Origin of the sequence: Gordonia sp. N1V (assembly GCF_029269935.1) — a bacterium.
Taxonomy (GTDB): Bacteria; Actinomycetota; Actinomycetes; order Mycobacteriales; family Mycobacteriaceae; genus Gordonia; species Gordonia polyisoprenivorans.
In genome coordinates, this window is record NZ_JARJDD010000005.1 from 164,430 (window position 1) to 186,089 (window position 21,660).

Annotated in this window: 16 protein-coding genes; 8 read left to right on the top strand and 8 right to left on the bottom strand. The window is 67.8% G+C overall.

Features of this window, described 5'->3' with window-relative positions; all coding sequences use genetic code 11:
- Positions 1-390: 390 nt before the first annotated feature.
- On the bottom strand, positions 391-1,938 hold the full coding sequence (locus P3L18_RS08995) for an acyl-CoA synthetase (RefSeq protein WP_276113910.1): 1,548 nt from the start codon (positions 1,936-1,938) through the stop codon (positions 391-393).
- A 105-nt stretch (positions 1,939-2,043) separates the two neighbouring features.
- On the opposite strand from P3L18_RS08995, the gene P3L18_RS09000 reads away from it, so the two are divergent.
- From P3L18_RS09000 to P3L18_RS09010, 3 genes are all read left to right on the top strand, one after another.
- Positions 2,044-3,783, top strand: a complete 1,740-nt coding sequence (locus tag P3L18_RS09000) for a BTAD domain-containing putative transcriptional regulator (protein ID WP_276113911.1) — start codon at positions 2,044-2,046, stop codon at positions 3,781-3,783.
- Complete coding sequence (locus tag P3L18_RS09005; RefSeq protein WP_276113912.1) at positions 3,707-4,879, top strand: hypothetical protein; 1,173 nt, start codon at positions 3,707-3,709, stop codon at positions 4,877-4,879. Before P3L18_RS09000 ends, P3L18_RS09005 begins: the two co-directional genes overlap by 77 nt.
- A 148-nt stretch (positions 4,880-5,027) precedes the next feature.
- Complete coding sequence (locus P3L18_RS09010; protein WP_276113913.1) at positions 5,028-5,711, top strand: hypothetical protein; 684 nt, start codon at positions 5,028-5,030, stop codon at positions 5,709-5,711.
- Between the two features lie 21 nt (positions 5,712-5,732).
- Here P3L18_RS09010 and P3L18_RS09015 read toward each other — a convergent pair whose 3' ends face one another.
- From P3L18_RS09015 to P3L18_RS09045, 7 genes are all read right to left on the bottom strand, one after another.
- On the bottom strand, positions 5,733-6,743 hold the full coding sequence (locus P3L18_RS09015; protein WP_276113914.1) for an aminotransferase class I/II-fold pyridoxal phosphate-dependent enzyme: 1,011 nt from the start codon (positions 6,741-6,743) through the stop codon (positions 5,733-5,735).
- Positions 6,725-7,777 (bottom strand): 3-oxoacyl-[acyl-carrier-protein] synthase III C-terminal domain-containing protein, encoded by a 1,053-nt coding sequence (locus P3L18_RS09020; RefSeq protein ID WP_276113915.1) that lies wholly within the window; start codon positions 7,775-7,777, stop codon positions 6,725-6,727. Before P3L18_RS09020 ends, P3L18_RS09015 begins: the two co-directional genes overlap by 19 nt.
- The gene (locus P3L18_RS09025; RefSeq protein ID WP_079929665.1) at positions 7,774-8,439 is read right to left on the bottom strand and encodes an SRPBCC family protein; all 666 of its coding nucleotides are present in this window, start codon (positions 8,437-8,439) and stop codon (positions 7,774-7,776) included. The genes P3L18_RS09020 and P3L18_RS09025 overlap by 4 nt, the downstream gene beginning before the upstream one ends.
- Positions 8,436-10,112: a thiamine pyrophosphate-binding protein gene (locus P3L18_RS09030; protein WP_094600502.1), complete on the bottom strand. Its 1,677-nt coding sequence runs from the start codon at positions 10,110-10,112 to the stop codon at positions 8,436-8,438. The genes P3L18_RS09025 and P3L18_RS09030 overlap by 4 nt, the downstream gene beginning before the upstream one ends.
- Before the next feature lie 5 nt (positions 10,113-10,117).
- On the bottom strand, positions 10,118-11,764 hold the full coding sequence (locus tag P3L18_RS09035; RefSeq protein WP_276113916.1) for a GMC oxidoreductase: 1,647 nt from the start codon (positions 11,762-11,764) through the stop codon (positions 10,118-10,120).
- Positions 11,765-11,825: 61 nt separating this feature from the next.
- Complete coding sequence (locus P3L18_RS09040) at positions 11,826-12,425, bottom strand: TetR/AcrR family transcriptional regulator (protein ID WP_006370094.1); 600 nt, start codon at positions 12,423-12,425, stop codon at positions 11,826-11,828.
- A gap of 31 nt (positions 12,426-12,456) precedes the next feature.
- Entirely contained in the window at positions 12,457-15,267 is a 2,811-nt protein-coding gene (locus tag P3L18_RS09045) for an aconitate hydratase (protein ID WP_276113917.1), read from the bottom strand.
- A 387-nt stretch (positions 15,268-15,654) separates the two neighbouring features.
- Between P3L18_RS09045 and P3L18_RS09050 the strand changes: the two genes are divergently transcribed.
- From P3L18_RS09050 to P3L18_RS09070, 5 genes are all read left to right on the top strand, one after another.
- A complete protein-coding gene (locus P3L18_RS09050) occupies positions 15,655-16,365 on the top strand; it encodes a DUF6676 family protein (protein ID WP_276113918.1) in 711 nt (236 codons plus the stop codon).
- Between the two features lie 383 nt (positions 16,366-16,748).
- Positions 16,749-18,281, top strand: coding sequence for an NlpC/P60 family protein (locus P3L18_RS09055; RefSeq protein WP_276113919.1), 1,533 nt, complete (start codon positions 16,749-16,751; stop codon positions 18,279-18,281).
- Positions 18,282-18,436: 155 nt separating this feature from the next.
- Positions 18,437-19,678 (top strand): AAA family ATPase, encoded by a 1,242-nt coding sequence (locus tag P3L18_RS09060; protein ID WP_276113920.1) that lies wholly within the window; start codon positions 18,437-18,439, stop codon positions 19,676-19,678.
- Positions 19,665-20,603, top strand: coding sequence for a DUF58 domain-containing protein (locus P3L18_RS09065; protein ID WP_006370099.1), 939 nt, complete (start codon positions 19,665-19,667; stop codon positions 20,601-20,603). The genes P3L18_RS09060 and P3L18_RS09065 overlap by 14 nt, the downstream gene beginning before the upstream one ends.
- Positions 20,604-20,610: 7 nt before the next feature.
- Entirely contained in the window at positions 20,611-21,588 is a 978-nt protein-coding gene (locus P3L18_RS09070) for a VWA domain-containing protein (protein ID WP_276113921.1), read from the top strand.
- Positions 21,589-21,660: the final 72 nt, after the last annotated feature.

Below are 21,660 nucleotides of genomic sequence, written 5' to 3' on the forward strand. Positions count from 1 at the left end.
TTGCACCGACGAGGACGAGTCCGACGGAAACGGTGAGGACCCGGACGCTGATGATGTCGGTCGGCGGTGGCAGGAAGCTCGTAGACGTAGGGTGGCTAAACTGACCGGCTCGGCAGTAGCAGGGCCGACGCCGGCGCTGCGTGAACATCCGATCGCCGCGGTCAAGGCCATCGCGCCCCTCGTGGGATGGCCTGTGTGACAGTGGTTTCGATGATGAGTGCAACGCCTGTCATGCGGCCGCGAGCGACAGCATTCGGTGAGTACGTCCATGGTGCGGACTCGCGATCTCCCCGACCCGGAGTGGATCGTCTGGTCCCGACATGGGGAGTATCCGTCGGGCCGAGGACATCGTTAGCGTCGCGCAGGAATGTTATGGACTCGTAATGCGGGCTACACCGTCGAGGGCCAATACGCCTTGCGGAGAATGCCTTTCACGAGCTTGCCGGTGGGGGTCCGGGGTAGGTCGTCGACGAAGTCGACCGAACGGGGCACCTTGTAGCCCGCGATCTTCTCGCGGGTGAAGTCGAGCAACTCGGCAGTGAGCTCATCGGATGGTGAGAACCCGGGCGCGAGTTGAACACACGCCTTGGCGACCTCGCCGAGATCGGGATCGGGGACGCCGATCACACCGACATCGAACACGGCGGGATGGGTGACGAGGACGTTCTCGGCCTCCTGCGGGTAGATGTTGACCCCGCCGGAAATGATCATGAAGGCCTTGCGGTCGGTGAGGTAGAGGTAGCCGTCCTCGTCGACGTAGCCGACGTCGCCGGTGGTCGACCAGTTGTCGTGCGCGGGGTGCCGCGCCTGCGCGGTCTTCTCCGGGTCGTTGTGGTACTCGAAGACGGCCTCCTCGCGCTCGAAGTAGACCAGTCCGACCTCGCCGGTGGGCAGATCGTTGCCGTCCTCGTCGCAGATGTGCACCACGCCGAGTAGCGGCTTGCCCACCGAACCAGGATGATCCAGTGCCTCCTGGGGTCCGATGAATGTGGCTCCGGCCGCCTCGGTGGAGGCGTAGTACTCGTGGATCACCGGGCCCCACCACTCGATCATGGCGCGCTTGACCTCGGCCGGGCAGGGCGCGGCGGCGTGAATGGCGACCTTCATGCTCGAGACGTCGTACCGGCAGCGGACCTCCTCGGGCAGTTTCAACATGCGGATGAACATGGTGGGCACCCACTGGCTGTGGGTGACGTGGTAGGTCTCGATGAGCCGCAGGGCTTCCTCGGGTTCGAAGCGGTCCATGAACACCACGGTGCCGCCCACCGAATTGGTGGTGCCGCAATACCGCAGTGGCGCAGCGTGATACAGCGGCGCGGGGGAGAGGTAGACGGAATTCTCGTCGAATCCGTACATCGGGGCGAACACCGCGGTGTAGGCGTCGGGGATCTCGTCGACCTGGCCTTGCGGCAGTGGGGTCTGGATTCCCTTGGGCCGTCCGGTGGTTCCCGACGAGTAGAGCATGTCGGTGCCGCGGGGCTGATCGGTTCGCGGCTGCGACGACGCGCTCGCGAGGACCTTCTCGTACGAGTCGAAGCCGGGCAGTTCGCCGCCCCAGACGAGTCGGTGTCCGGGTGCGGCGAGGGCGGGGAGTTCACCCGCACGCTCTACGGCGTGCGCCACCGACGCCCCCGCGAAGACAACCTGCGCGTTGGAGTCGGAGAGGATGTAATTGGTCTCCTCGGCCGTCAGGTGATGGTTGATCGCGGTGACGTACATGCCGCTGCGCAGCGCCGCCCAGTAGACCTCGAAGATGTGCAGGTCGTTCTCGGAGACCACGGCGATCGCATCCCCGGACTTCAGGCCGAGGGAGTGGAGATGATTGGCCAGGCGTGTGGAGTTCTCGTCGAGTTCTCGGTAGGTCAACTGCTCGCCGGTCGAGGCGCGGATGACGGCGGGCTTGTCGGGGGTACGGGCGGCGAAGACTCCAGGGAACACGATCTCTCCTCATCGGCAATGACAACTGTAAGCAAGGTTATAGCGAGCGCTCACTCGGTAGGTGAGAATCTGTCCGAATCGCCCGAATCCGTTTATCGTCGTCACATGCCATTCGAGGTCCGCGTTCTGGGCGCGCTGGCGGTGCATGTCGACGGGGTCGAGGTGCCGTTGGGGGGCCCGCTGCCACGAGCCCTGCTGTCGCGTCTGTTGATCGCGGGTGGCGAGGTGGTGTCGGCGTCGACGATCATCGACGATCTGTGGCATCAGAGCCCGCCACGGACGGCCACCGGAACTCTGCAGGCTTATGTCTCGACGCTGCGACGCGTTCTCGAGCCGGCGCACGCACAGAAGTCGCCGGAGGTGCTCGTCCGCACCGGAAGCGGCTACCGATTGCTCATCCCTCACGACGCAGTGGATGCGAATGTCTTTGTCGCACAAGCGCAGCGAGGGCGCGCCCTACTCGAGTCCGGCAACGCCGCGGCGGTGCGTGACATCCTCGCGCAGGCGCTGGCCCGGTGGCGCGGACCGGCGTACAGCGACATCGAGGGTTGGGAGTTCGCCGAGATCGAAGCCACGCGCCTCGCGGCGGTGCGAGCCGACGCCGTCGACGACCACCTCGCCGCGACGAGTGCATGTGGCGACCACGAGTCGGTCATCGTCGAGTTGTCCGCCCTCCTGCGTGCCGATCCGCTGCGGGAGAAGCGCTGGGAACTGCTCGCTCTGACGCAGTACCGTGCGGGTCGGCAGGCGCAGGCATTGGAGAGCCTGCGGACTGCGCGCGGCGTGCTCGCCGACGAGATCGGCGCCGATCCCGGACCGTCGCTGGTGGCCCTGCAGGAAGCCATCCTGCGACACGATCCCGGTTTGATCGTCGACGTGGAGCACGACGCCCGCGCTCGTCTGGGACGTCACATCCCGGTCGCGCTCACTTCCTTCGTCGGGCGGCGCGACGACCTCGCCGACATCGAGCGCGCACTAGGAACCGATCGACTGGTGACGCTCACCGGACCGGGCGGCATCGGCAAAACACGTCTGGCGATAGCGGTTGCCGCGGCGCGCTCCGACCACGACGGTCCGTGGTTCGTCGAGGCCTCGGGCACACGGGATCACGACTCCCTCGTCGAGGCCACGACGCGCGTGCTCGGCGTCACCGCGAGCGGTGGAGTCGACGTGCTCACCGCACTGCTGAGCTCGCGCCGAACGCTACTCGTCCTCGACAACTGTGAGCACGTGGCAGGCGAGGTCGCGAAGCTCGTCCTGGCGCTGCTGACCGGATGCCCCGGCGTGCGGGTGCTCGCCACAAGCCGGGTGCGGCTCGGTGTTCCCGGTGAGCATGTCCACGTTGTCGGACCGCTGCGCGAGGCCGCAACACTGTTCACCGAACGCGCGCCTCGCGCCGCGCGCAGCGAGGACTCGGCCGACATCGTCACCCTGTGCCGGGCCCTCGACAATCTGCCCCTGGCAATCGAACTCGCGGCCGCGCGGACCTCGATGTTGTCGGTGCGGCAACTGCACCACCTGTTGATCGATCGCTTCGCACTGCTGCGCACCGCGCGAGCCGCGTTACCGGGTACGGCGGGTGAGCGTCACTCGAGCATGTACGCGGCCATCGAGGGGTCCTACCGTGCCCTCGACGAATCGCAACGGCGGTTGTTCGAGGCGCTGACGGTGTTCGCAGGCGGATTCGATCACGGCGCAGCCGAAGCGGTGACCGGACACGGGTCGCGTCTGCTCGCTGACCTCGAGGCCGCTCATCGACTCCTCGATAGTGACCGTCCTCGGTGGCGACCCGCGGCGCTACCGCATCCTGGATACGCTGCGCGAGTTCGCCGTCGACCATCTTGATGAATCCCGCGCCGCCGCCTTGCAAGCAGCGCACCTGCGGTGGGTGCGCGCGATGAGCGCCGAGGTCGATGCGGGACTGCGCGGTCCCGACACCCTTGCCTGGACGCGTCGTCTCGACGCCGAGATGCCCAACATTCATGCGGCGCTGGCGCGGTGCCGCCACGCCGACCCGGCGGCGTACACGCAGATCGTCGGTGGCATCTTCTGGTACTGGTACCGTCGCGGCCACGTCGACGAGGGGCTGCGAATGCTGCGACCGGCCCTGACGGTGGCCGACGACCCCGGCATTCCCGTTGTCGACAGGCTGCGTGCGCTGTGCGGCGCGCTCGTGATCGCCTATCTCGCAGGTGATCTGGATGTGCTGCGCGACTCGATGGGGCGTCTTGACGCGACTCTGTCCAGCGCGCCACTGGACATGACCAGTCGTGACGACCGTCTTGCCCACGCGGATGCCGCGGTGACCCTGGGATTCTTCCAGGGTGGTGCCGGTGCGGTCGAGTCCGGCATCGCCCTGGCTCGCGGCGCCTTGTCGGTGGCGACGTCCGACGGGCTGCCGCAGGTCGCGGCGGAGGCCCGGATGGCGCTCGGCGCCGCGTGTTTTCGCGCCGGTGATCACGATGCGGCCGATGACGAACTCGCCCTGGCGGTCGAGCTCGGGTGCGAGTGCGGATACGACTGGTTGGTCGCCTCGGCGTTGTGGATCCATGCCAACAACGACATCGCGCGCGGCCGGGTGCACGGCCCGGCACAGGAGAAGCTGACCGAGATGATCGCGGCCTGCGAACGGATCGACGATCTGACGTCCTGGATGGTGGCCGTCTACACGCTCGCCTACGTCGAGTTCGTCCGGGGCGAACACGAGGCCGCCGCCTGTCTGCTCGGGGTGGCCGAGCACCACGGTGCGGTGACCGGATATCGGCCGGAGCGGATGGACATCATCGATCTCGCCTCGTACGGACACGAGATGACCGAGGGGATCGACGCGCAGGTGCTGGGGGAGGGGATGGCGACGGGTCGTGCGCTCGAGCGCGCCGCGGTCGCCGAGCTGATCCGCGAACGCGTCGCCGCGGTGGGCCGGAATCCCGCGATCGGGTAGATCGCGGATATGAGCGGAGATCAGTTCTCGCCGGCCGGGTTCGCCGTGGCCGGGTCGCTCTCCAAGTGATTTACCAGTGCCACCGATCATGCTGTCGGCACCGAGTTCTCCGTCATCGGAGAGCCCCGATCCACCGAGGACATGTCCCATGATCATCGAGAATTCCCCATCCGCGGAGTCGACGGGTACCGATCCCGGCCGTCGGAGAACCGACGATCTCTCCCCCGACCCCGCGTTGCCGACCAACCGGGTACAGATGATCGGGTCGGCCCTCGTGGTCGGCGCGATGAGCTGGGGAGTCGCACTCACGTGTCTCGACGGTGTGGACGGGTTCGGTGCCCCCTCACTCCTCACCGGGATCGCTGCGCTGATGTTCCAGGCGGCGCTACTGGGGTTGCTGCACCTGCAGTACCGCGATCGGGCCATGACCGGTAAGGGTGGCGCCGCGCGGGTGGCGCGTATCGGATACACGGCGCAGGCCGTGGTGCTCGCCGGCGCGATGGTCTCGACCACGCTCGACGCGTTCTGGCTCATCCAGGGGTCGCTCGTGTGGACAATGTTCGACTCGTGCTGGCCGTTGTCGATGCTCGGCATGCTGATCATCGGCATTCGCGTCGCGATCGTCGGTCGTTGGCATGGCGCTCTGCGGTGGCAGACGCTGTTCGCGCAGAGCTGGCTGGTGTGGGGAATCCCGTTGTCGGCGTTGGGGTTCGTCGGTTCAGTACTCGGCGGTGCGCAGATCGTCCTCGGGTATGGGGTCCTCGGCGGGCTGCTCGTCGCGTGGCCCGCCCGGGGACGAACGGCGTCGACCGCGTGGTCACACGACAGGTGACTCCTGCACGGGCGGCGGGGATCAGGCGACGCTGCGGCGCAGTGCTGCCTCGATGGCGTCGCCGACCATGGGGTCGCCCACCGTGAGCCGGAAACCATGTGTGCCACAGACCTTGCCCTGAATTCCCGATCGGGTCAGCAGGTGGTCGAGGGTGAGTCCGTCGGGGCCGGGGACGTAGACGAAGTTGGCCTCACCGGCCAGCGTGGGGTAGCCCAGTTGCTCGAGTTGCGCTGCCAGCCGAGTGCGCTCGGCGCGGACGGCTCCGACCCGATCGCGGATCTCACCGTCGGCGCCGAGCACCGCCGTCACCGCGGCGGCGGCGGTGGTGCTCACCGCGAACGGCAACTCGCGTCTGAGGATCCCCGCCATCGCCTCGTGACCGCCGAATGCGTAACCCGCGCGCAGTCCGGCCAGACCGTAGGCCTTCGAGAACGTGCGCAGCACCACTAGGTGCGCACGTCGCGAGATCAGGTCGAGCACGTCGGGTGGCGACGAGCAGTACTCCACATATGCCTGATCGAGCACCACTCGGGTCGACACCGGAATCCGGGCGAGCAGGTCGGACAATGCGTCCGCGTCGACGGTGAGTCCGGTCGGATTGTGCGGTGAGCACACGATGACCGCTGCGGTGTCGGGTCCGATCGCGGCGGTGAGCGCCTCCAGGTCCGGGCGACCGCCGGCGTCGAGCGGCGTGGTGCGCAGGTGGCCGCCGATCATGCCGGCCAGGAGTGCGAATCCGTCGAAGGTCGGTGCAGGCGTGAGGATCACCGGCGACGAGATCCCGCGGATGCGGGCGCGCTGCACCGCATCGGCGAGGATGGCGTGGGCCAGGGCGGTCGCGCCCGGCCCGACGCTCACCTGGGCGGGGTCGAGTCCGATGTGTGCGGCGATCGCGCGGCGTGTGGTGTCGGCTCCGAATTCGGGATAGCGATGGACGGTGTCGGACGCCGCGGCGATCGCCGCCGCCACCGAGGGCGGTGGCGGCAGGTGTGACTCGTTGAGATCGCAGCGGATCACGAGCGGCCCGACCACCGCACGGCGGCTGCCGCGGCGAAATCGCCGGCGTGAGCGAAGGCCGCCATCATGATCACATCCGGGTCGCGCAGGCGGCCGCTGTCGATCAGTGCGTCGAGTGTCATCGGGATGCCCACGGCGAACAGGTTGCCGCACTCCTCGAAGGTGTCGGGATGCCGCTCGGACGGAAGTTCCAGTGCCTCACGCCAATTGCGTAAGAAGATGCGGTTGGGTTGGTTGGTGATCAACCAGTCGAGATCGCGGGGTCGGATGTCGATGGCCGTGGCGGCCTCGATCGCGACCTCGGGGACGAGCCGATTGCCGCGGGTCAGCACCTTGGCGATCTTGGACTCGGTGAAGCCGACGTGGATCTGTCCGGGGCCCGATTCCCAGTACTTGCGGGCCGGCTCGGACACCGCGGTCATGTCCGCCGAATACTCACCGTGCGAGCGGCATACGGTGGTCAGCACCGGATTGGGGCCGTCGCCGAGCATCAGGGTCGCGACCGCCGCGCCGTCGCCGGGGATGGCGGCCTGCGCCTTGCCGCGTACCTGCTCCTGGGTGAAGATCTGTCCGGCACTGTTCTGGGCCAGCGCGAGGAGCGCCGTGCCGCCGCCGCGGGCACGCAGCAGCGCTCCGCCGACCTCGATCATGTGCAGGAAGGCGGCGCAGCCACCGTTGTGCACATCGAGGACCGTGGTGGGGCGCAGGCCCAGACGGTGGGCCAATTCGCCCGCGCACCCGCGCACCGGGACCTCCGGCAACTGGCTGTGGGTCACCACGATGTCGACGTCGTCGAGGTGACCGGCGCCGTGACGGGCGATGAGTCGTTGCGCCGCGGCCACCATCATGTCGGCGTTGGACTCGTCGGCGCCGGCATGGTGGCGGTGGGCGGGTGCCCGGAACATGACGTTGTCGGCGAGGTCGTCGTCCAGCGCGAACTGCGCGAAATATGCTGCCGGAACCCGGTTCTCGGGGCGGTACGTCGCGATATCGCCCAGGTACAGGTCGGTCGGCTCGGCATGTGCGGTCGTCTGGGCACGTGCGGTCATCTTCTCATCCATTCGGGGGTCAGCGGCAGGCCGGTGCGATGGCGGCGTTCGGCGATGGCGGTGAGATTGTCGAGTTCGACCTGATGGCCCGCGGCGAACATGTCCCACAGATCGCCGACCCACTCCTCACGACCGGGCGGGACGGTGTCGGGGAAGGGATTGCGGTCGTAGAACGGATGGCGGCAATTGGTCCACAGCACGACTGATCCCGGCCGGTTCAGCACGAGGTGGGCGTCGACGACCCGCATCAGATAGATCATCCAGAGGTGATCGGGTTGGTCCCAGGCACAGTGGTAGTCGACGGTCATCGCTCCCGGGTCGGCGACGGTGCGGACATAGATGGCGGTGTCGGTATTGAGCCGGTCGGTACCCACCCACAGCCCGACGGTCTCGGTCCGGCGCAGATCCCTTGTGCTGTAGGTCCATTCCTCCAGAGATCGGGTGTCGGAAAGCCAATCGAACAGTTCTCGCGGCGGTGCGTCGACGTATCCGTGCACGGTGCAGAACTCGCCGTAGATCTGATCGTGCGGATACACCGACCGCACCCGGTCGACGAGCATCGGGGTGCTCTGCGCACGCGAATGCGTCTCGACCCGGATGACGCCGGGCAGCGGTTCGGCGGGATCGAGATCGGAGAGAGCGCCCGTGGTATCGGTGGTCATCGAACTCCTCTGCGTAGGGGGTGAAACGGCGGGATCTCGTCGGGATCGGTGTCGACGACGAGGCAGGCTGGGCCGGGCCGCGTGAGCACGTCACGGGTGGCCGCGTCGAGGTCGCGAGGATCGGTGACCCGCCGGACCGGCAGGTCGGGAAACATCGCCGCGAGCCCGGCCGCGATATCGGTGGGACCGAAGGTGTTGAGCCCCGGCGTATCCGGGAAGAAGATCCGTTCCCGGGTGACGCACATGCCATGCGCATTGTTGTTCGCGACGATCAAGGTCATCGGTGCCCGGTGTTCGATCGCGGTGTGGATCTCCATGCCGTGCATCAGGAACGATCCGTCGCCGGCGATGACGACTGTGCGTGTAGCGCTCCGGACATCGTCGGCGCCGGCGATCGCCACCCCGACGCCCGCCGCGATCGCATGACCCATGCCGCCCATACCGAGGGCGATCGCGAATCGCCCACGCCCGAACGGAAGATGGTGCACCGCAGCCGCTCCGATGTTTCCGGCATCGGCGAAGACGACTGCGTCATCGGGCAGCTGCCTACCGACGGCGTCGATGACCGCGCTCATCCGCGGCAACGCAGAGCCGGGGTCGAGGTCGGGGAGGAGCTCCACGGCCCGCCGATCGAATCGAGTGTCGTCCGGACCGCGCCGGGTACCGATTCGACGGCGTAGCTGCTCGACGAGGTCGGACACGGCGTCGGCGAGGTGCCCGCACGGAATGTGCTCGGTGCCGGGAAGTCTCGGGGCGTGGGCGCCGAGGTGGATAACCGTGCGGGCGGCGAGGAACTCGTCGAGGCCGGCACGGTCGGTCAGGGTCATCCGGCAACCGAGCACCAGGCAGGTGCGCGCGTCGGCGATCGCACGCGACGCGGACGGATGACCCATCACCCCGGTCACGCCGGCGCATCCGGGTCCCGCGACGTCGCGCCCGCCCGGGGCGACGACCACCGAGGCGCCCAGCAGGTCGGCGAGCGCGTGGACCGGAGCCGACAGCCCGGCACGCGAGGCCTCGTCACCGACCCAGATGCAGACCCGACCGCGATCGGCCACCAGGCGATCGATCGTCGCGGTGAGGTCGGGAACGGCCGGCGGCTCCACCGGTCGACGCGATGGTGGGTCATGGTCGGAGTGGTGCTCGGCGGCAATGTCTTTCGGAATCACGATCACCGCGGGCGACGATCGCTGCAGCGTCTGCATGGCCTCGTCGAGGACTGTATCGATCTCGGTGGCCGACCGCACGACGCCGACACTTCCGGCGACCCCGGACAACGTGGCACGCAGATCGATGGTGTCCGGGGGATCGAGCATGTCCTGGAAAGCGCCGCATCCGACGGTTGCGGTGGCCGGCGCGCCGATCACGGTGAGGACGGGCACCCGGCTGTCGTACGACTCGGCCAGCGCCGCAACCACATTGAGTGCGCCGCCACCGGAGGTGGTGAACACTGCGGCGGGACGCGCGAAGATCCGGGCGACGCCATCGGCCATGGCCGCCGCGGCGAACTCGTGTTTGGCGATCACCGGCCGGGTCCGGCCGGCGTGGACGGCCGCGTCGAAGAGCTCCTCGATGTTCGCTCCGTGCACGCCGAAGATCGAGGTGATCCCTTCGGCGTGCAGGCGCTCGACGATGTGGTCGGCGACCCTGCGGTCCCGACATCGACTGGTCATAGGTGTCAGCGGGTGCTCAGGAAACGGTCCATGGTGCGCTCGGCGAGTGCGGTGATGGTCAATGACGGGTTGACCAATCCCACCGCGCCCGGGGCGAACGAGCCGTCGACGACGTAGAGGTTGTCATACCCGCGGACTCGGCCCTCGGCGTCGGCAGCCTGCCCGACGACGACCCCGCCGAGCCCGTGGAACGTTGCGCCGGAACCGAATCCGGAGAGCCGGTCGTAGATCGGGATGCCGTTGGCCGGGTGGCCGAATCGCGTCTCGGTCCGCTGATGGAAGTGCTGGGCGAAGGCGATCGCGCGGCGGTCCAGGACGCTGGAACCTTCGGGGTACGGGTAGTTCAGCTGCGTCGCGCCGGTGGCGTGGTCGTAGTCGATGGTGCCGCGCTCGTCGGTGTGCACCTGGATCAGGTGTGTGGTCGCCAACGAGCCCGCGGGTGCGGGGAAGGGGCTGGCCTGATAGATCATCGTGGCCGGTCCACCGGGCAGCCGGTCCTCACGGATGCGGGCATAGCCCGGACCGCCCTGGATCGGCCCGTGCTGGTCACGGAGCGCGGTGCGCACGATGAGGAAGTCGCCGTTGCCGCCGAAGCCGTTGCCGATCTTCGGCGACAGCCGGGGGAGCGTGCCCTGTGCGCGGGCCCGGACCAACAATGACGTGGTGTGGTAGGAGCCCGCGGCCATGAAGAGATGGTCGGCTTCGGCGGTGACGACGCGGACCGTACGCCGCGCGTCGTCGATCAGCCGGGCCCGCACGATATAGCCGGGCCGCCGTGAGCGTTCCCGGATCTCGAAGACCTCGTGCATGGGTTTGATCGTCACGAATCCGGTCCGCTCGGCGGCGGGTAGGTAGTTGTGATCGACGGAGTTCTTGGCGCCGCTGTTGACGCCGTAGGACAGGTCACCGATCGAGACGCCGGGCTTGGCGCGTCCGGCGAGTTCGGCACGCACCCGATCCCAGTCGATGGCGTACTCCACGAATTGCGGTGCGATTCCGTAGCGTTCGAGGATTGTCAACCAGGAACGCGCGCCCACGTAGTTGGGGTGGGCGAGGATGTCGTCGGGCAGGCCCGAGGTGTTCAGCATCTTCCGGGCCCGCGGGTAGTACTCGGCGGCGAGCTCGTCGTAGCCCGTGCCACCGGGGAACACGGTCTCGAAATCTGCCTTGTCGGGCTGGAGGGTGAACGCGCCGAACACCAGGGAACCGCCGCCGACGCCCGCGCCGTGCACCGACTCGATGCCGTTGCCGCGGATGGTGTCGAGAACGCCGGGATAACGCTGGGTGGGTACCCGACCGACGCTCGAGATCCCGGCGGTGTCGTCGAACCACGCGGCACGGCGGTCGGGTCGGTCGAAGGTCGCGAAGGTGTTGCCGTCGGGGCGGATCGGCCAGCGCCGCCCCCGCTCGAACACCGTGGTCGTGATCCCGGCCTCGCCCAGGCGAAGTGCGGCCACCGCACCGCCGAAGCCGCTTCCGATGACGATCGCGGTGGCGCCGGGAGCCGGTGCTCCCGGCGCGGCCGATGCCGGTGTCCCCGACGGGGAACCGAGTACGGCGGGCCCGAGTACGGCGGCACCGAGCGCGCCGGCCCCGGCACCGCGCAGCACGGAACGTCGGCTGATCGCAACCGAAGAAGAATCTGAACGCATCCTGTGAAGATAGCCAGAAAATTAGGCCAGGCAAACCTTTGCTGACCGAGGGTGATCTACTTCACAGCGATTCGCTCACTGGGCCCGCGGGGGCGCCCCGCGACACGCGGACCGACTCCTCGACGAGGTCGAGTACATCGTGGAGATCATCGGTGGGCTGACCGGTCGCCAGCCGGGTGATGAGCCCGTCCAGCACGAGGTCGAGATACTTCACCAAGACCTCCGCGGGCACATCGTCACGAAGGCGGCCGGAGGCGCGCCCGCGTTCGAGTCGGGCGAGCGTGGCCTTCTCCACATCGGCCGAATGCGACATCCAGGCATCACGAAAGCTCTTGTCCGTCCGCAACTTTCGTGCGATCTCCAGACGCGTGCCGAGCCAGTTGAAATCCTGGGGACGGGCCAGCACATCGCGCATCACCTGCACGAGGCCCTGTTCGGCTGCCACGTCGGCCATGCGCTCGGCGTCCTCGGACGCCAGTGCCAGGAACAGGGCTTCCTTGTCACGGAAATGATGGAAGATCGCGCCGCGGGACAGCCCCGTCGATTCCTCGATGCGTTTGACGGTGGCACCGTCGTATCCGTACTCGGCGAAACAATGCCGCGCGCCGTCGAGAATCTCCCGACGACGCGCGGCAAGTCGGTCATCGCTGACCTTGGGCACTTGAGTTGCTCCTCGTTCTCGAGCGGGTGCCTCAGCCCTTGATCATGTTCCGCAGCACGTACTGCAGGATGCCTCCGTTGCGGTAATAGTCGGCCTCACCGGGGGTATCGATGCGCACCTTGGCGTCGAACTCGATCGCCGAGCCGTCCTCCTTGGTGGCCGTGACGTGCACGGTCTCCGGGGTGTCACCGGAGTTCAGTGCCTCGATGCCGGTGATGTCGAACGTCTCGGTGCCGTCGAGCCCGAGTGACTTGTGCGACTCGCCCTCGGGGAACTGCAGCGGGATGACACCCATGCCGATCAGATTCGAGCGGTGGATGCGCTCGAAGCTCTCGGTGATGACGGCCTTGACGCCCAACAGGCGGGTCCCCTTCGCGGCCCAGTCACGCGAGCTGCCGGTGCCGTACTCCTTGCCGCCGAGGACCACCAGCGGGGTGCCCTGCGCCGCGTAATTCTGTGCGGCGTCGTAGATGAACGACTGCGGTCCGCCCTCCTGTGTGAAGTCGCGGGTGTAGCCGCCGGTGACGTCCACGAGCTGGTTGGCCAGGCGGATGTTGCCGAAGGTCGAGCGGATCATGACCTCGTGGTTGCCACGACGGGCGCCCAGCGAGTTGTAGTCCTTGCGTGCGACCCCGTGCTCGTCGAGGTACTGCGCGGCCGGCGTACCCGGCTTGATGGTCGAGGCGGGGGAGATGTGGTCGGTGGTGACCGAATCACCCAGCTTGGCCAGCACACGAGCGCCCTTGATGTTGGCGACGGGCTCCGGCTCGGGGGTCATGCCCTCGAAGTAGGGGGGCTTGCGCACATAGGTCGACTCGTCGTCCCATTCGAAGGTCTTGCCGTCCGGGGTCGGCAGGTTCTGCCAGCGCTCGTCACCCTTGAACACGTCGGCGTAGTCCTCGGCGTACTGCTCGGCCGAGATGGAGCTCGCGATGGTCTCGGCGATCTCCTCGTTGGTCGGCCAGATGTCGGCGAGGAAGACGTCGTTTCCGTCCTGGTCCTGGCCCAGCGGATCGGACTCGAAATCGAAGTCCATCGTCCCGGCCAGCGCATAGGCGATGACCAGCGGCGGCGACGCCAGGTAGTTCATCTTGACGTCGGGGTTGATGCGGCCCTCGAAATTGCGGTTGCCCGAGAGCACCGCGGTCGCCGTGAGGTCGTGGTCGTTGATCGCCTTGGAGATCTCCTCGGGCAGCGGGCCCGAGTTGCCGATGCAGGTGGTGCAGCCGTAGCCGACGAGGAAGAAGCCGAGCTTCTCCAGGTAGGGCCACAGGCCGGCCTTGTCGTAGTACCCGGTCACGACCTGCGAGCCGGGGGCCATCGAGGTCTTGACCCACGGCTTGGAGGTCAGTCCCTTGTCCACGGCCTTCTTCGCGAGCAGGCCCGCGCCGAGCATCACCGACGGGTTGGAGGTGTTGGTGCAACTGGTGATCGAGGCGATCGTGACGATGCCGTGGTCGAGGATCATGGTTCCGCGCTCGGCCGACTCCACCGTCACCGGCTTCGACGGACGTCCCTCGGCGCCCTTGGAGGCGTTGTGGGCGGGCTCGTCGGAGAACGACAGCTTGGCCGCGTCCGGGGAGGTCGACGGCGAATCCGAGGCGGGGAAGCTCTCCTCGTTGGCCTCGTCGACACCGTTGAGCTGTGGGGCGTTGCCCTCTTCGACGTAGTTGTGGATGTCCTTGCGGAAGGCGTTCTTGGCGTCCCACAGCTCGATACGGTCCTGCGGGCGCTTGGGACCCGCGATCGACGGGACGACGGTCGACAGGTCGAGCTCCATGTACTCCGAGTACTGGGCCTCCGGCGCGTCCTTCTCCAGCCACATGCCCTGTTCCTTGGCGTACGCCTCGACGAGGGCGAGTGTCTCGGCGGACCGGCCGGTGAGCTTGAGGTAGTTGATGGTCTCACCGTCGATCGGGAAAATCGCGCAGGTCGAACCGAATTCCGGGCTCATGTTGCCGATGGTGGCGCGGTTGGCCAGCGGCACCTCGGCGACGCCGTTGCCGTAGAACTCCACGAACTTGCCGACCACGCCGTGCTTGCGCAGCATGTCGGTGATGGTCAGCACCACGTCGGTGGCGGTCACCCCGGGCTTGGCGGCACCGGTGAGTTTGAATCCGACGACCCGGGGGATGAGCATCGAGACCGGCTGGCCGAGCATCGCGGCCTCGGCCTCGATGCCGCCGACGCCCCAGCCGAGGACGCCGAGGCCGTTCTCCATGGTGGTGTGTGAGTCGGTGCCGATGCAGGTGTCGGGGTAGGCGACCCCGTCGCGCACCATGACCGACCGGGCGAGGTGCTCGATGTTGACCTGGTGCACGATGCCGGTGCCCGGCGGCACGACGCGGAAGTCGTCGAATGCGCCCTGACCCCAGCGGAGGAACTTGTAGCGCTCCTCGTTGCGCTGGTATTCGATCTCGACGTTGCGCTCGAAGGCCTGGGCGTTGCCGAACGCCTCGATGATGACCGAGTGGTCGATGACCATCTCGGCCGGTGCGAGCGGGTTGACCTTGTCCGGGTCGCCGCCGAGTTCCTTGACGGCGTCACGCATGGTGGCCAGGTCGACCACGCACGGCACGCCGGTGAAGTCCTGCATGATCACACGGGCCGGGGTGAACTGGATCTCGATGCTCGGCTCGGCCGAGGGATCCCAGTTCGCGATCGCGTTGATGTGCTCGGTGGTGATGTTCGCGCCGTCCTCGGTGCGCAGCAGGTTCTCGGCGAGGACCTTGAGAGCGTAGGGAAGCTTGTCGGTGCCCTCGACCGCGCTGAGCCGGTAGATCTCGTAGGAGTTGTCGCCCACCTCGAGGGTGCCGCGCGCGCCGAACGAATTGATACTCACGTGTAATCCACTCTCCTCTGGCCGGCGGGCTGCGCCGGCGTGTGCGTGACGTCCCGGGCGACGGTCTCCGGGACGGCTGCGTACTTCATCGGCGAACTGACCGGCTCGTCGACTCTGACCATCCACCCGACGGGCTGCGTCGGGGTCGTGCTCGATGCTTCATCCAGCGACGTTTCATCCAGCGACCGCGGGGTTTCCGCGGTGACGTAATCCAGTCTAACAGTACGGGCGTACTGCTAACAAGGACCGTCCACCGGCGCGTGCGACGCGGACCCCCAGATGCTCACGACTTCCTCATTCTGTCGTACCGTTCTGATCGGGGTTCGGTGAGCATCCACCGACGACCGCACATTTAATGATCGCGAAACGTGGTGGCCACCGAGACCGGTGCGCACCATCCTGCTCGAGGAAGCGGAGACGATGAATCCTGGTCCGGCCACCGACGGCGCCCAGATACTCGCCGCACCCGGCACGACCGTTCTCGCGGCGCCCGCCTCCTCCTACGACACCCAAGGTGTCACCGCCACCACCGCCCCCGGTGGCGTCGACCTGACCGCGATCGCCGCCGAACTCCGTGACGATCACGTCTACAGCGAGGACCCCGCGCAGATCGGCGCCCTCAAACAGGTCGTGGCGCATGCCCAGGCCGACGGGCACGACATCAATCTGGTGGTGCTCAAGCAGCAGATGCCCACGTTCACGATGTATCGCGACATCGCCACCGAACTGCAACAACACGTCGGCGGGACGGTGCTGGTCTTCGGTCCCAATTCGGTGGGCAGTGCGTCGCCGGAGTTCAGCCGGGTCAACCTCGAGGACGCCACCGACAATCTGACGCTATCGAATCCTCCGCAGGCTGCACAGCAGATGGTGGACGCGATCACCAAACCCGGGGTCGACTGGACGCTGGTCACGATCGTGCTGATCGCCGTCGTCGTCATCGGGGCGATCGTCGGCCGCATCCGGAGTCTGCGGCGTCGGGACCGCGGCGCGCAGACATCCCCAGCAGATCTCAGTCACGGCGCCGGTGAGGAGTCCGCGACGGACGAGAAATCCCCCTCCGGAGCTGTCGCGTCCGGCTCGGGGAACGACTCCTAGGACGGCCTCCGGGGTCCTGCACACGGTGGCCGAGCTGCAGGCGGCGGGTCTTCGGCGCCGTCCTCGGGGATGGTCTCGGTGTCACCCGAAGGGTTGACGCTTCGGCAGCGGCGTCCGTTGCCAATTCGATACCAACCCAACCTGTCGGACTTTGAGCAGTTCACAGCATCGGCGCAGGTAATCACGTCTTTGTAATTCGTTGCACCCGTTTTCTCCTGTGGCAAATGTGACGTACGGTTCCAATGTCACGTGTGGTGTACATGTCCATCAATGCGCCATATGTGATGCGTGTTGCATCGTCGGCGTCGTGCGCCGCGCGGGGTTGCAGACGCTGTTCGTGCCACGGATGACCACATCCGCTGACAGACGGCGAGGGAGTGCCAGTGAGGCGAGGGACCACAGGAGTGGGCCGCAGGGCGGCGCGCCGATGGGCGTCGTTGGCGACGTCGCTCGTCGCGGCGACCGTCGGGCTGGTTGCCGTGATGGGTCCGGCGGCGGCCGCACCGACCACCTCGCGCGCCCCGAGCTCGCCGGTATCGGCGCTGATCAATCAGATCGCCCAGGTCAACCAGAATCTCAGCGACCTCGACAACGCGGTCGCCGCCCGGCAGGAGGCGGCCAACCACGCCGTCGTCGACTATCAGAACGCGGTCGCCGCGCAGCGTCTCGCCGCCGTGGCCGCCGACGACGCCCAACAATCACTGGGTCGTGCAACCCGGGCCACCGAGGCCGCCCAACGCGAGTTCGACCAGTTCGTCCGCTCGGTCTATCGGACCGGCGGGAACGAGGGCACGCTGACCGAGTACCTCTCGTCGTCGGACCCGCAGAAGGTGCTCGACCGCGTCACCGTCATCAATCAGCTCGGCCGCGACCAACAGCAGACCATCCGGCGCTTGCAGGTGGCGCGTAATCAGCAGGCCAACCAGGTGGCGGCGCTGCAGGCGACGAAGCGCCAGACCGCCTACGCGGCGCAAAGCGCCCAGACCCGCCGCGACGATGCCGTCGCCGCGGTGTCGGCGGCCCGCGGCGCGATCGCCGACCAACAGCGCAAACGAGCCACCCTGGTCCAACAACGCAACGCGGTCCAGACCCAACTCGACAAACTGCGCGGGACGGCGCGCCCGACGCAGGTCGACGCCCCGGCGCCCGCGGATCTGCTGACCGGGCTGTTCCGCAATCTGCCGGGCCAGGCGCAACCCGGCCCGGTGACCGTCAGCCCCACCCAGGCGGCCGGGGACAACGACGCCATGCAGGTTGCCGCCGAGGCCGCCGCGCGACTGGCCCTCGACGTGACCCAGAAAGTCCTCTCCGGGCTCGTCGGCCAGCAGCAGGTGCCGCATTCGGAACTGCTCGACGAACTCGGACTCGGCGGAGCGGGGCTGGGCAGCGGCGGCGGTGACACCCTGAGCTCGCGCCTGGGTTCGGGCAGCCTCGGGCAGCTCTTCGGCAGCTCCGGCGGAGGTGGAGGCGGCGTCGTCCGCCCGGGACTGCGAGGCCCGCAGGCCGTCGAGATCGTCGTGAACCGCGCGTTGTCGCAGCTGAACGTGCCCTATGCGTGGGGCGGTGGTGATGCCAACGGGCCGACCCAGGGCATCCGCGACGGCGGCGTCGCCGACAGCTACGGCGACTACAACAAGATCGGGTTCGACTGCTCGGGTCTGATGGTCTATGCCTTTGCCGGCGTCGGAATCGAGCTGCCGCACTACACCGGTTATCAGTACACCTCGGGGCCGCAGTTCCCGCTGGCGCAGATGCAGCGCGGCGACATGATCTTCTACGGCCCCAACGCCAGTGAGCACGTCGCCCTTTATCTCGGCGACGGAAAGATGGTCGAGGCGCCTCAGTCGGGCGACGTGGTGAAGGTGTCGCCGGTGCGCACCGACGGCGCGATGCCCAACGTCGTCCGTCTCCTCTGACCGGTGGGTCGGCGGGCTCACGCTCGTTCATCCGACCTACCGGCGTCGGCGACGCCCGCGCCCTTCGTGGCATGTTCTCAGTCGGCGCCGCTAGGCTGGCAACGACGAGAGCGGGGGTACGTCCGTCGCCGGATCAGCAACGACAGGAGCAAGGGTTGACCTCACATCCCACAGTCGAGTCGACGGCGCAGGGGGCCGGCGCGGCGGGCTTCGAATTGAGCGACGCCGACGTCAAGCTCGTGGAACGGGCGATCTACGAGGTCAAGCGGGTCATCGTCGGCCAGGACCAGCTCGTCGAACGCATTCTCGTGGGCCTGCTCGCCCGCGGCCACATCCTGCTCGAGGGTGTTCCCGGGGTGGCCAAGACCCTCGCGGTCGAGACCTTCGCCAAGGTGATCGGCGGCAGTTTCTCCCGCGTCCAGTTCACCCCCGACCTCGTCCCGACCGACCTCATCGGCACACGGATCTATCGTCAGGGACGCGAGGAGTTCGACACCGAACTCGGCCCCGTGGTCGCGAACTTCCTGCTCGCCGACGAGATCAACCGCGCGCCCGCAAAGGTCCAGTCGGCGCTGCTCGAGGTGATGGCCGAGCGTCATGTCTCGATCGGCGGAACGACCTATCCGATGCCCGATCCGTTCCTGGTGATGGCCACCCAGAACCCGATCGAGAACGAGGGCGTCTACCCCCTGCCCGAGGCGCAGCGCGACCGGTTCCTGTTCAAGGTGCTCGTCGACTACCCGTCGGTGGAGGAAGAACGCGAGATCGTCTATCGGATGGGCAATGTCGCCCCCGAGGCATCGCAGATCCTCGATCCCGCGGCCACCATCCGCCTGCAGCGGACCGCCGCCAACGTCTTCGTGCACCACGCCCTGGTCGACTACGTCGTGCGCGTCATCAACGCCACCCGCCGCCCGGCCGAACTCGGACTGACCGATGCCGCGAGCTGGCTGTCCTACGGCGCCTCGCCGCGCGCGACCCTCGGTATCGTCGCGGCGGCCCGGGCACTGGCGCTCGTGCGCGGGCGCGACTACGTCATCCCACAGGACATCGTCGAGGTCATCCCGGACGTGCTACGGCACCGTCTGGTCCTCAGTTACGACGCGATGGCCGACGAGATCACCGCGGACACGGTGATCACCCGCATTCTGCAGACCGTCGGTCTGCCGCAGGTCGGCGCACAACCGATGGCCGCCCCGTACCCGTCGAACCAGCAGCACCCGTCGAACCAGCAGCCGGGACTCCAGCAGACAGGACCCCAGCAGCCGGCGGGTCTGGATCACCCCAACCCGCCGGCATCGCCGGTCGGTGCGCCGCCGAGCGTCGGTCAGCAGATCACCGCCCAGCCGGGTCAGCACGCACCCAACCAGGCGACCGCGCACTATGGCGGCCAATAGCGATCTGCCGTCGCTCGGGGCGGGACTGCTCGAGGAGCCGCAGCTCACCGCGGCGCTGAAGATGCTCGAGCTCACCGTGCGGCGCAAACTCGACGGAGTGCTGCAGGGCGAGCACCTCGGCCTCATCCCGGGGCCCGGTTCCGAGCCGGGGGAGGCGCGCCCCTACCAGCCCGGCGACGACATCCGCCGCATGGAATGGTCGGTGACCGCTCGCACCACGCAGCCGCATGTTCGTCAGATGATCGCCGACCGCGAGCTCGAGACGTGGCTCGTGGTCGACGCGTCGGCGAGCCTCGATTTCGGCACCGTCAACTGCACCAAAAGGGATCTGGCGGTCGCGGCGGCAGCCGCGATCGTTCACCTGACCTCCGGTGGCGGCAATCGGCACGGGGCGATCGTGGTGACCGGTGACCAGGTCGTCCGCGTCCCGGCGCGGGCCGGACGAGTGCACGCCCAACATGTGCTGAAGACGATCGCCACCACCACGCGCGGCGCTCCCGGTGTCCGTGGCGACCTCGACGCCGGTATCGAGGCGCTCCGTCGTCCGCAACGACGCCGCGGTCTGGCCGTGGTGATCAGTGATTTCCTCGGACCGATCACCTGGGAGCGGTCGCTGCGGGCGATTGCCGCCCACCACGAACTCCTCGCCGTGGAGGTGCTCGATCCGCGTGATGTGGAACTGCCGCCGATCGGTGAGGTCCGCCTGGCCGACGCCGAGTCCGGCGAGGTGCGTGAGGTGACCATCACCGACCGCCTCCGCCATGATTTCTCGGTGGCGGCCCAGGCCCACCAGGACAAGGTGCGGCGCACCATCCGCAGTTGCGGCGGTCCGGTGTTGTCGCTGCGCACCGACCGGGACTGGCTCACCGACGTCGTCAAGTTCGTCGGCCGGCGCCGCCGCGGCCTCGCGGCCGGGGTCGGGTGATCACGGAGTGTTCTCCAACCCCTGGTGGCTGTTGCTCGCCCTGCTCGTGGCCGGCGTCGTCGCCTGCTATGTCTACATCCTCCGGGCTCGTCGCAGGCGAACCCTGCAGTTCGCCAACACCGAGGTCCTCGACCGGGTCACCACGCCCGATGGTCGCTGGACACGATGGGCCCGCCACGCCCCGATCGCCCTGCTGATCGTCGCGTTGCTCCTGCTCGTCGTCGCCGCGGCCGGACCGCAGGCCGATCGCAAGGTGCCGCGCAACAAGGCCACCGTCATCCTGGTCATGGACGTCTCGCGATCCATGGAGTCGACCGACGTCGCGCCGACGCGGCTCAAGGCGGCGCAGGCCGCGGCGAAGAAATTCGCCGACGACCTCACCGACGGCATCAACCTGGGCCTGATCTCGTTCGCCGGGACGGCGTCGAATCTCGTCACGCCCACACCGGATCACGGTGCGACCAAGTCCGCCGTCGACAAACTGCAACTGGCCGACAAGACGGCCACCGGTGAGGGCATCTTCGCGGCCATCCAGCAGATCCAGACGCTCAACGCCGTCCTCGGCGGTGACTCCGGCGCGCCACCGGCACGCATCGTGTTGCTCTCCGACGGCAAGGAGACGGTGCCCGACGACCCCGACGACCCGCGCGGCGCCTTCACCGCGGCCCGTAAGGCCAAGGAGGAGAACATCCCGGTGTCCACGATCTCCTTCGGTACCGCGACCGGCACCGTGGATCTCGACGGCGATCAGGTACCGGTGCCCGTCGACGACGACACCCTGCGTCAGATCGCCAACCTCTCCGGCGGCCGGTTCTTCACCGCGTCGAGTCTCGACGAGCTCAACAAGGTCTACGAATCGCTGCAGCAGGACATCGGCTACGAGATCCGCAAGGGCGACAGCTCGCGACCCTGGATCATCTCCGGCACGATCCTCGCGATCGCCGCGGTCATCGGCTCGCTGGTCATCAACCAGCGCCTGCCGTAGCCGGTGCACCGGAGGCGTCGGTGTGTGCGGGTGCGCGCCCAGGGCCGACCTGGCAGCAAGTGACACCGATCC

Excerpts from the sequence above, each read along its gene's own strand:
- P3L18_RS09010 (WP_276113913.1), top strand. The coding sequence starts at position 5,028 with ATGATCATCGAGAATTCCCCATCCGCGGAGTCGACGGGTACCGATCCC.
- P3L18_RS09035 (WP_276113916.1), bottom strand. The coding sequence starts at position 11,764 with ATGCGTTCAGATTCTTCTTCGGTTGCGATCAGCCGACGTTCCGTGCTG.
- P3L18_RS09020 (WP_276113915.1), bottom strand. The coding sequence starts at position 7,777 with ATGACCGCACGTGCCCAGACGACCGCACATGCCGAGCCGACCGACCTG.
- P3L18_RS09000 (WP_276113911.1), top strand. The coding sequence starts at position 2,044 with ATGCCATTCGAGGTCCGCGTTCTGGGCGCGCTGGCGGTGCATGTCGAC.
- P3L18_RS09030 (WP_094600502.1), bottom strand. The coding sequence starts at position 10,112 with ATGACCAGTCGATGTCGGGACCGCAGGGTCGCCGACCACATCGTCGAG.
- P3L18_RS09065 (WP_006370099.1), top strand. The coding sequence starts at position 19,665 with ATGGCGGCCAATAGCGATCTGCCGTCGCTCGGGGCGGGACTGCTCGAG.
- P3L18_RS09025 (WP_079929665.1), bottom strand. The coding sequence starts at position 8,439 with ATGACCACCGATACCACGGGCGCTCTCTCCGATCTCGATCCCGCCGAA.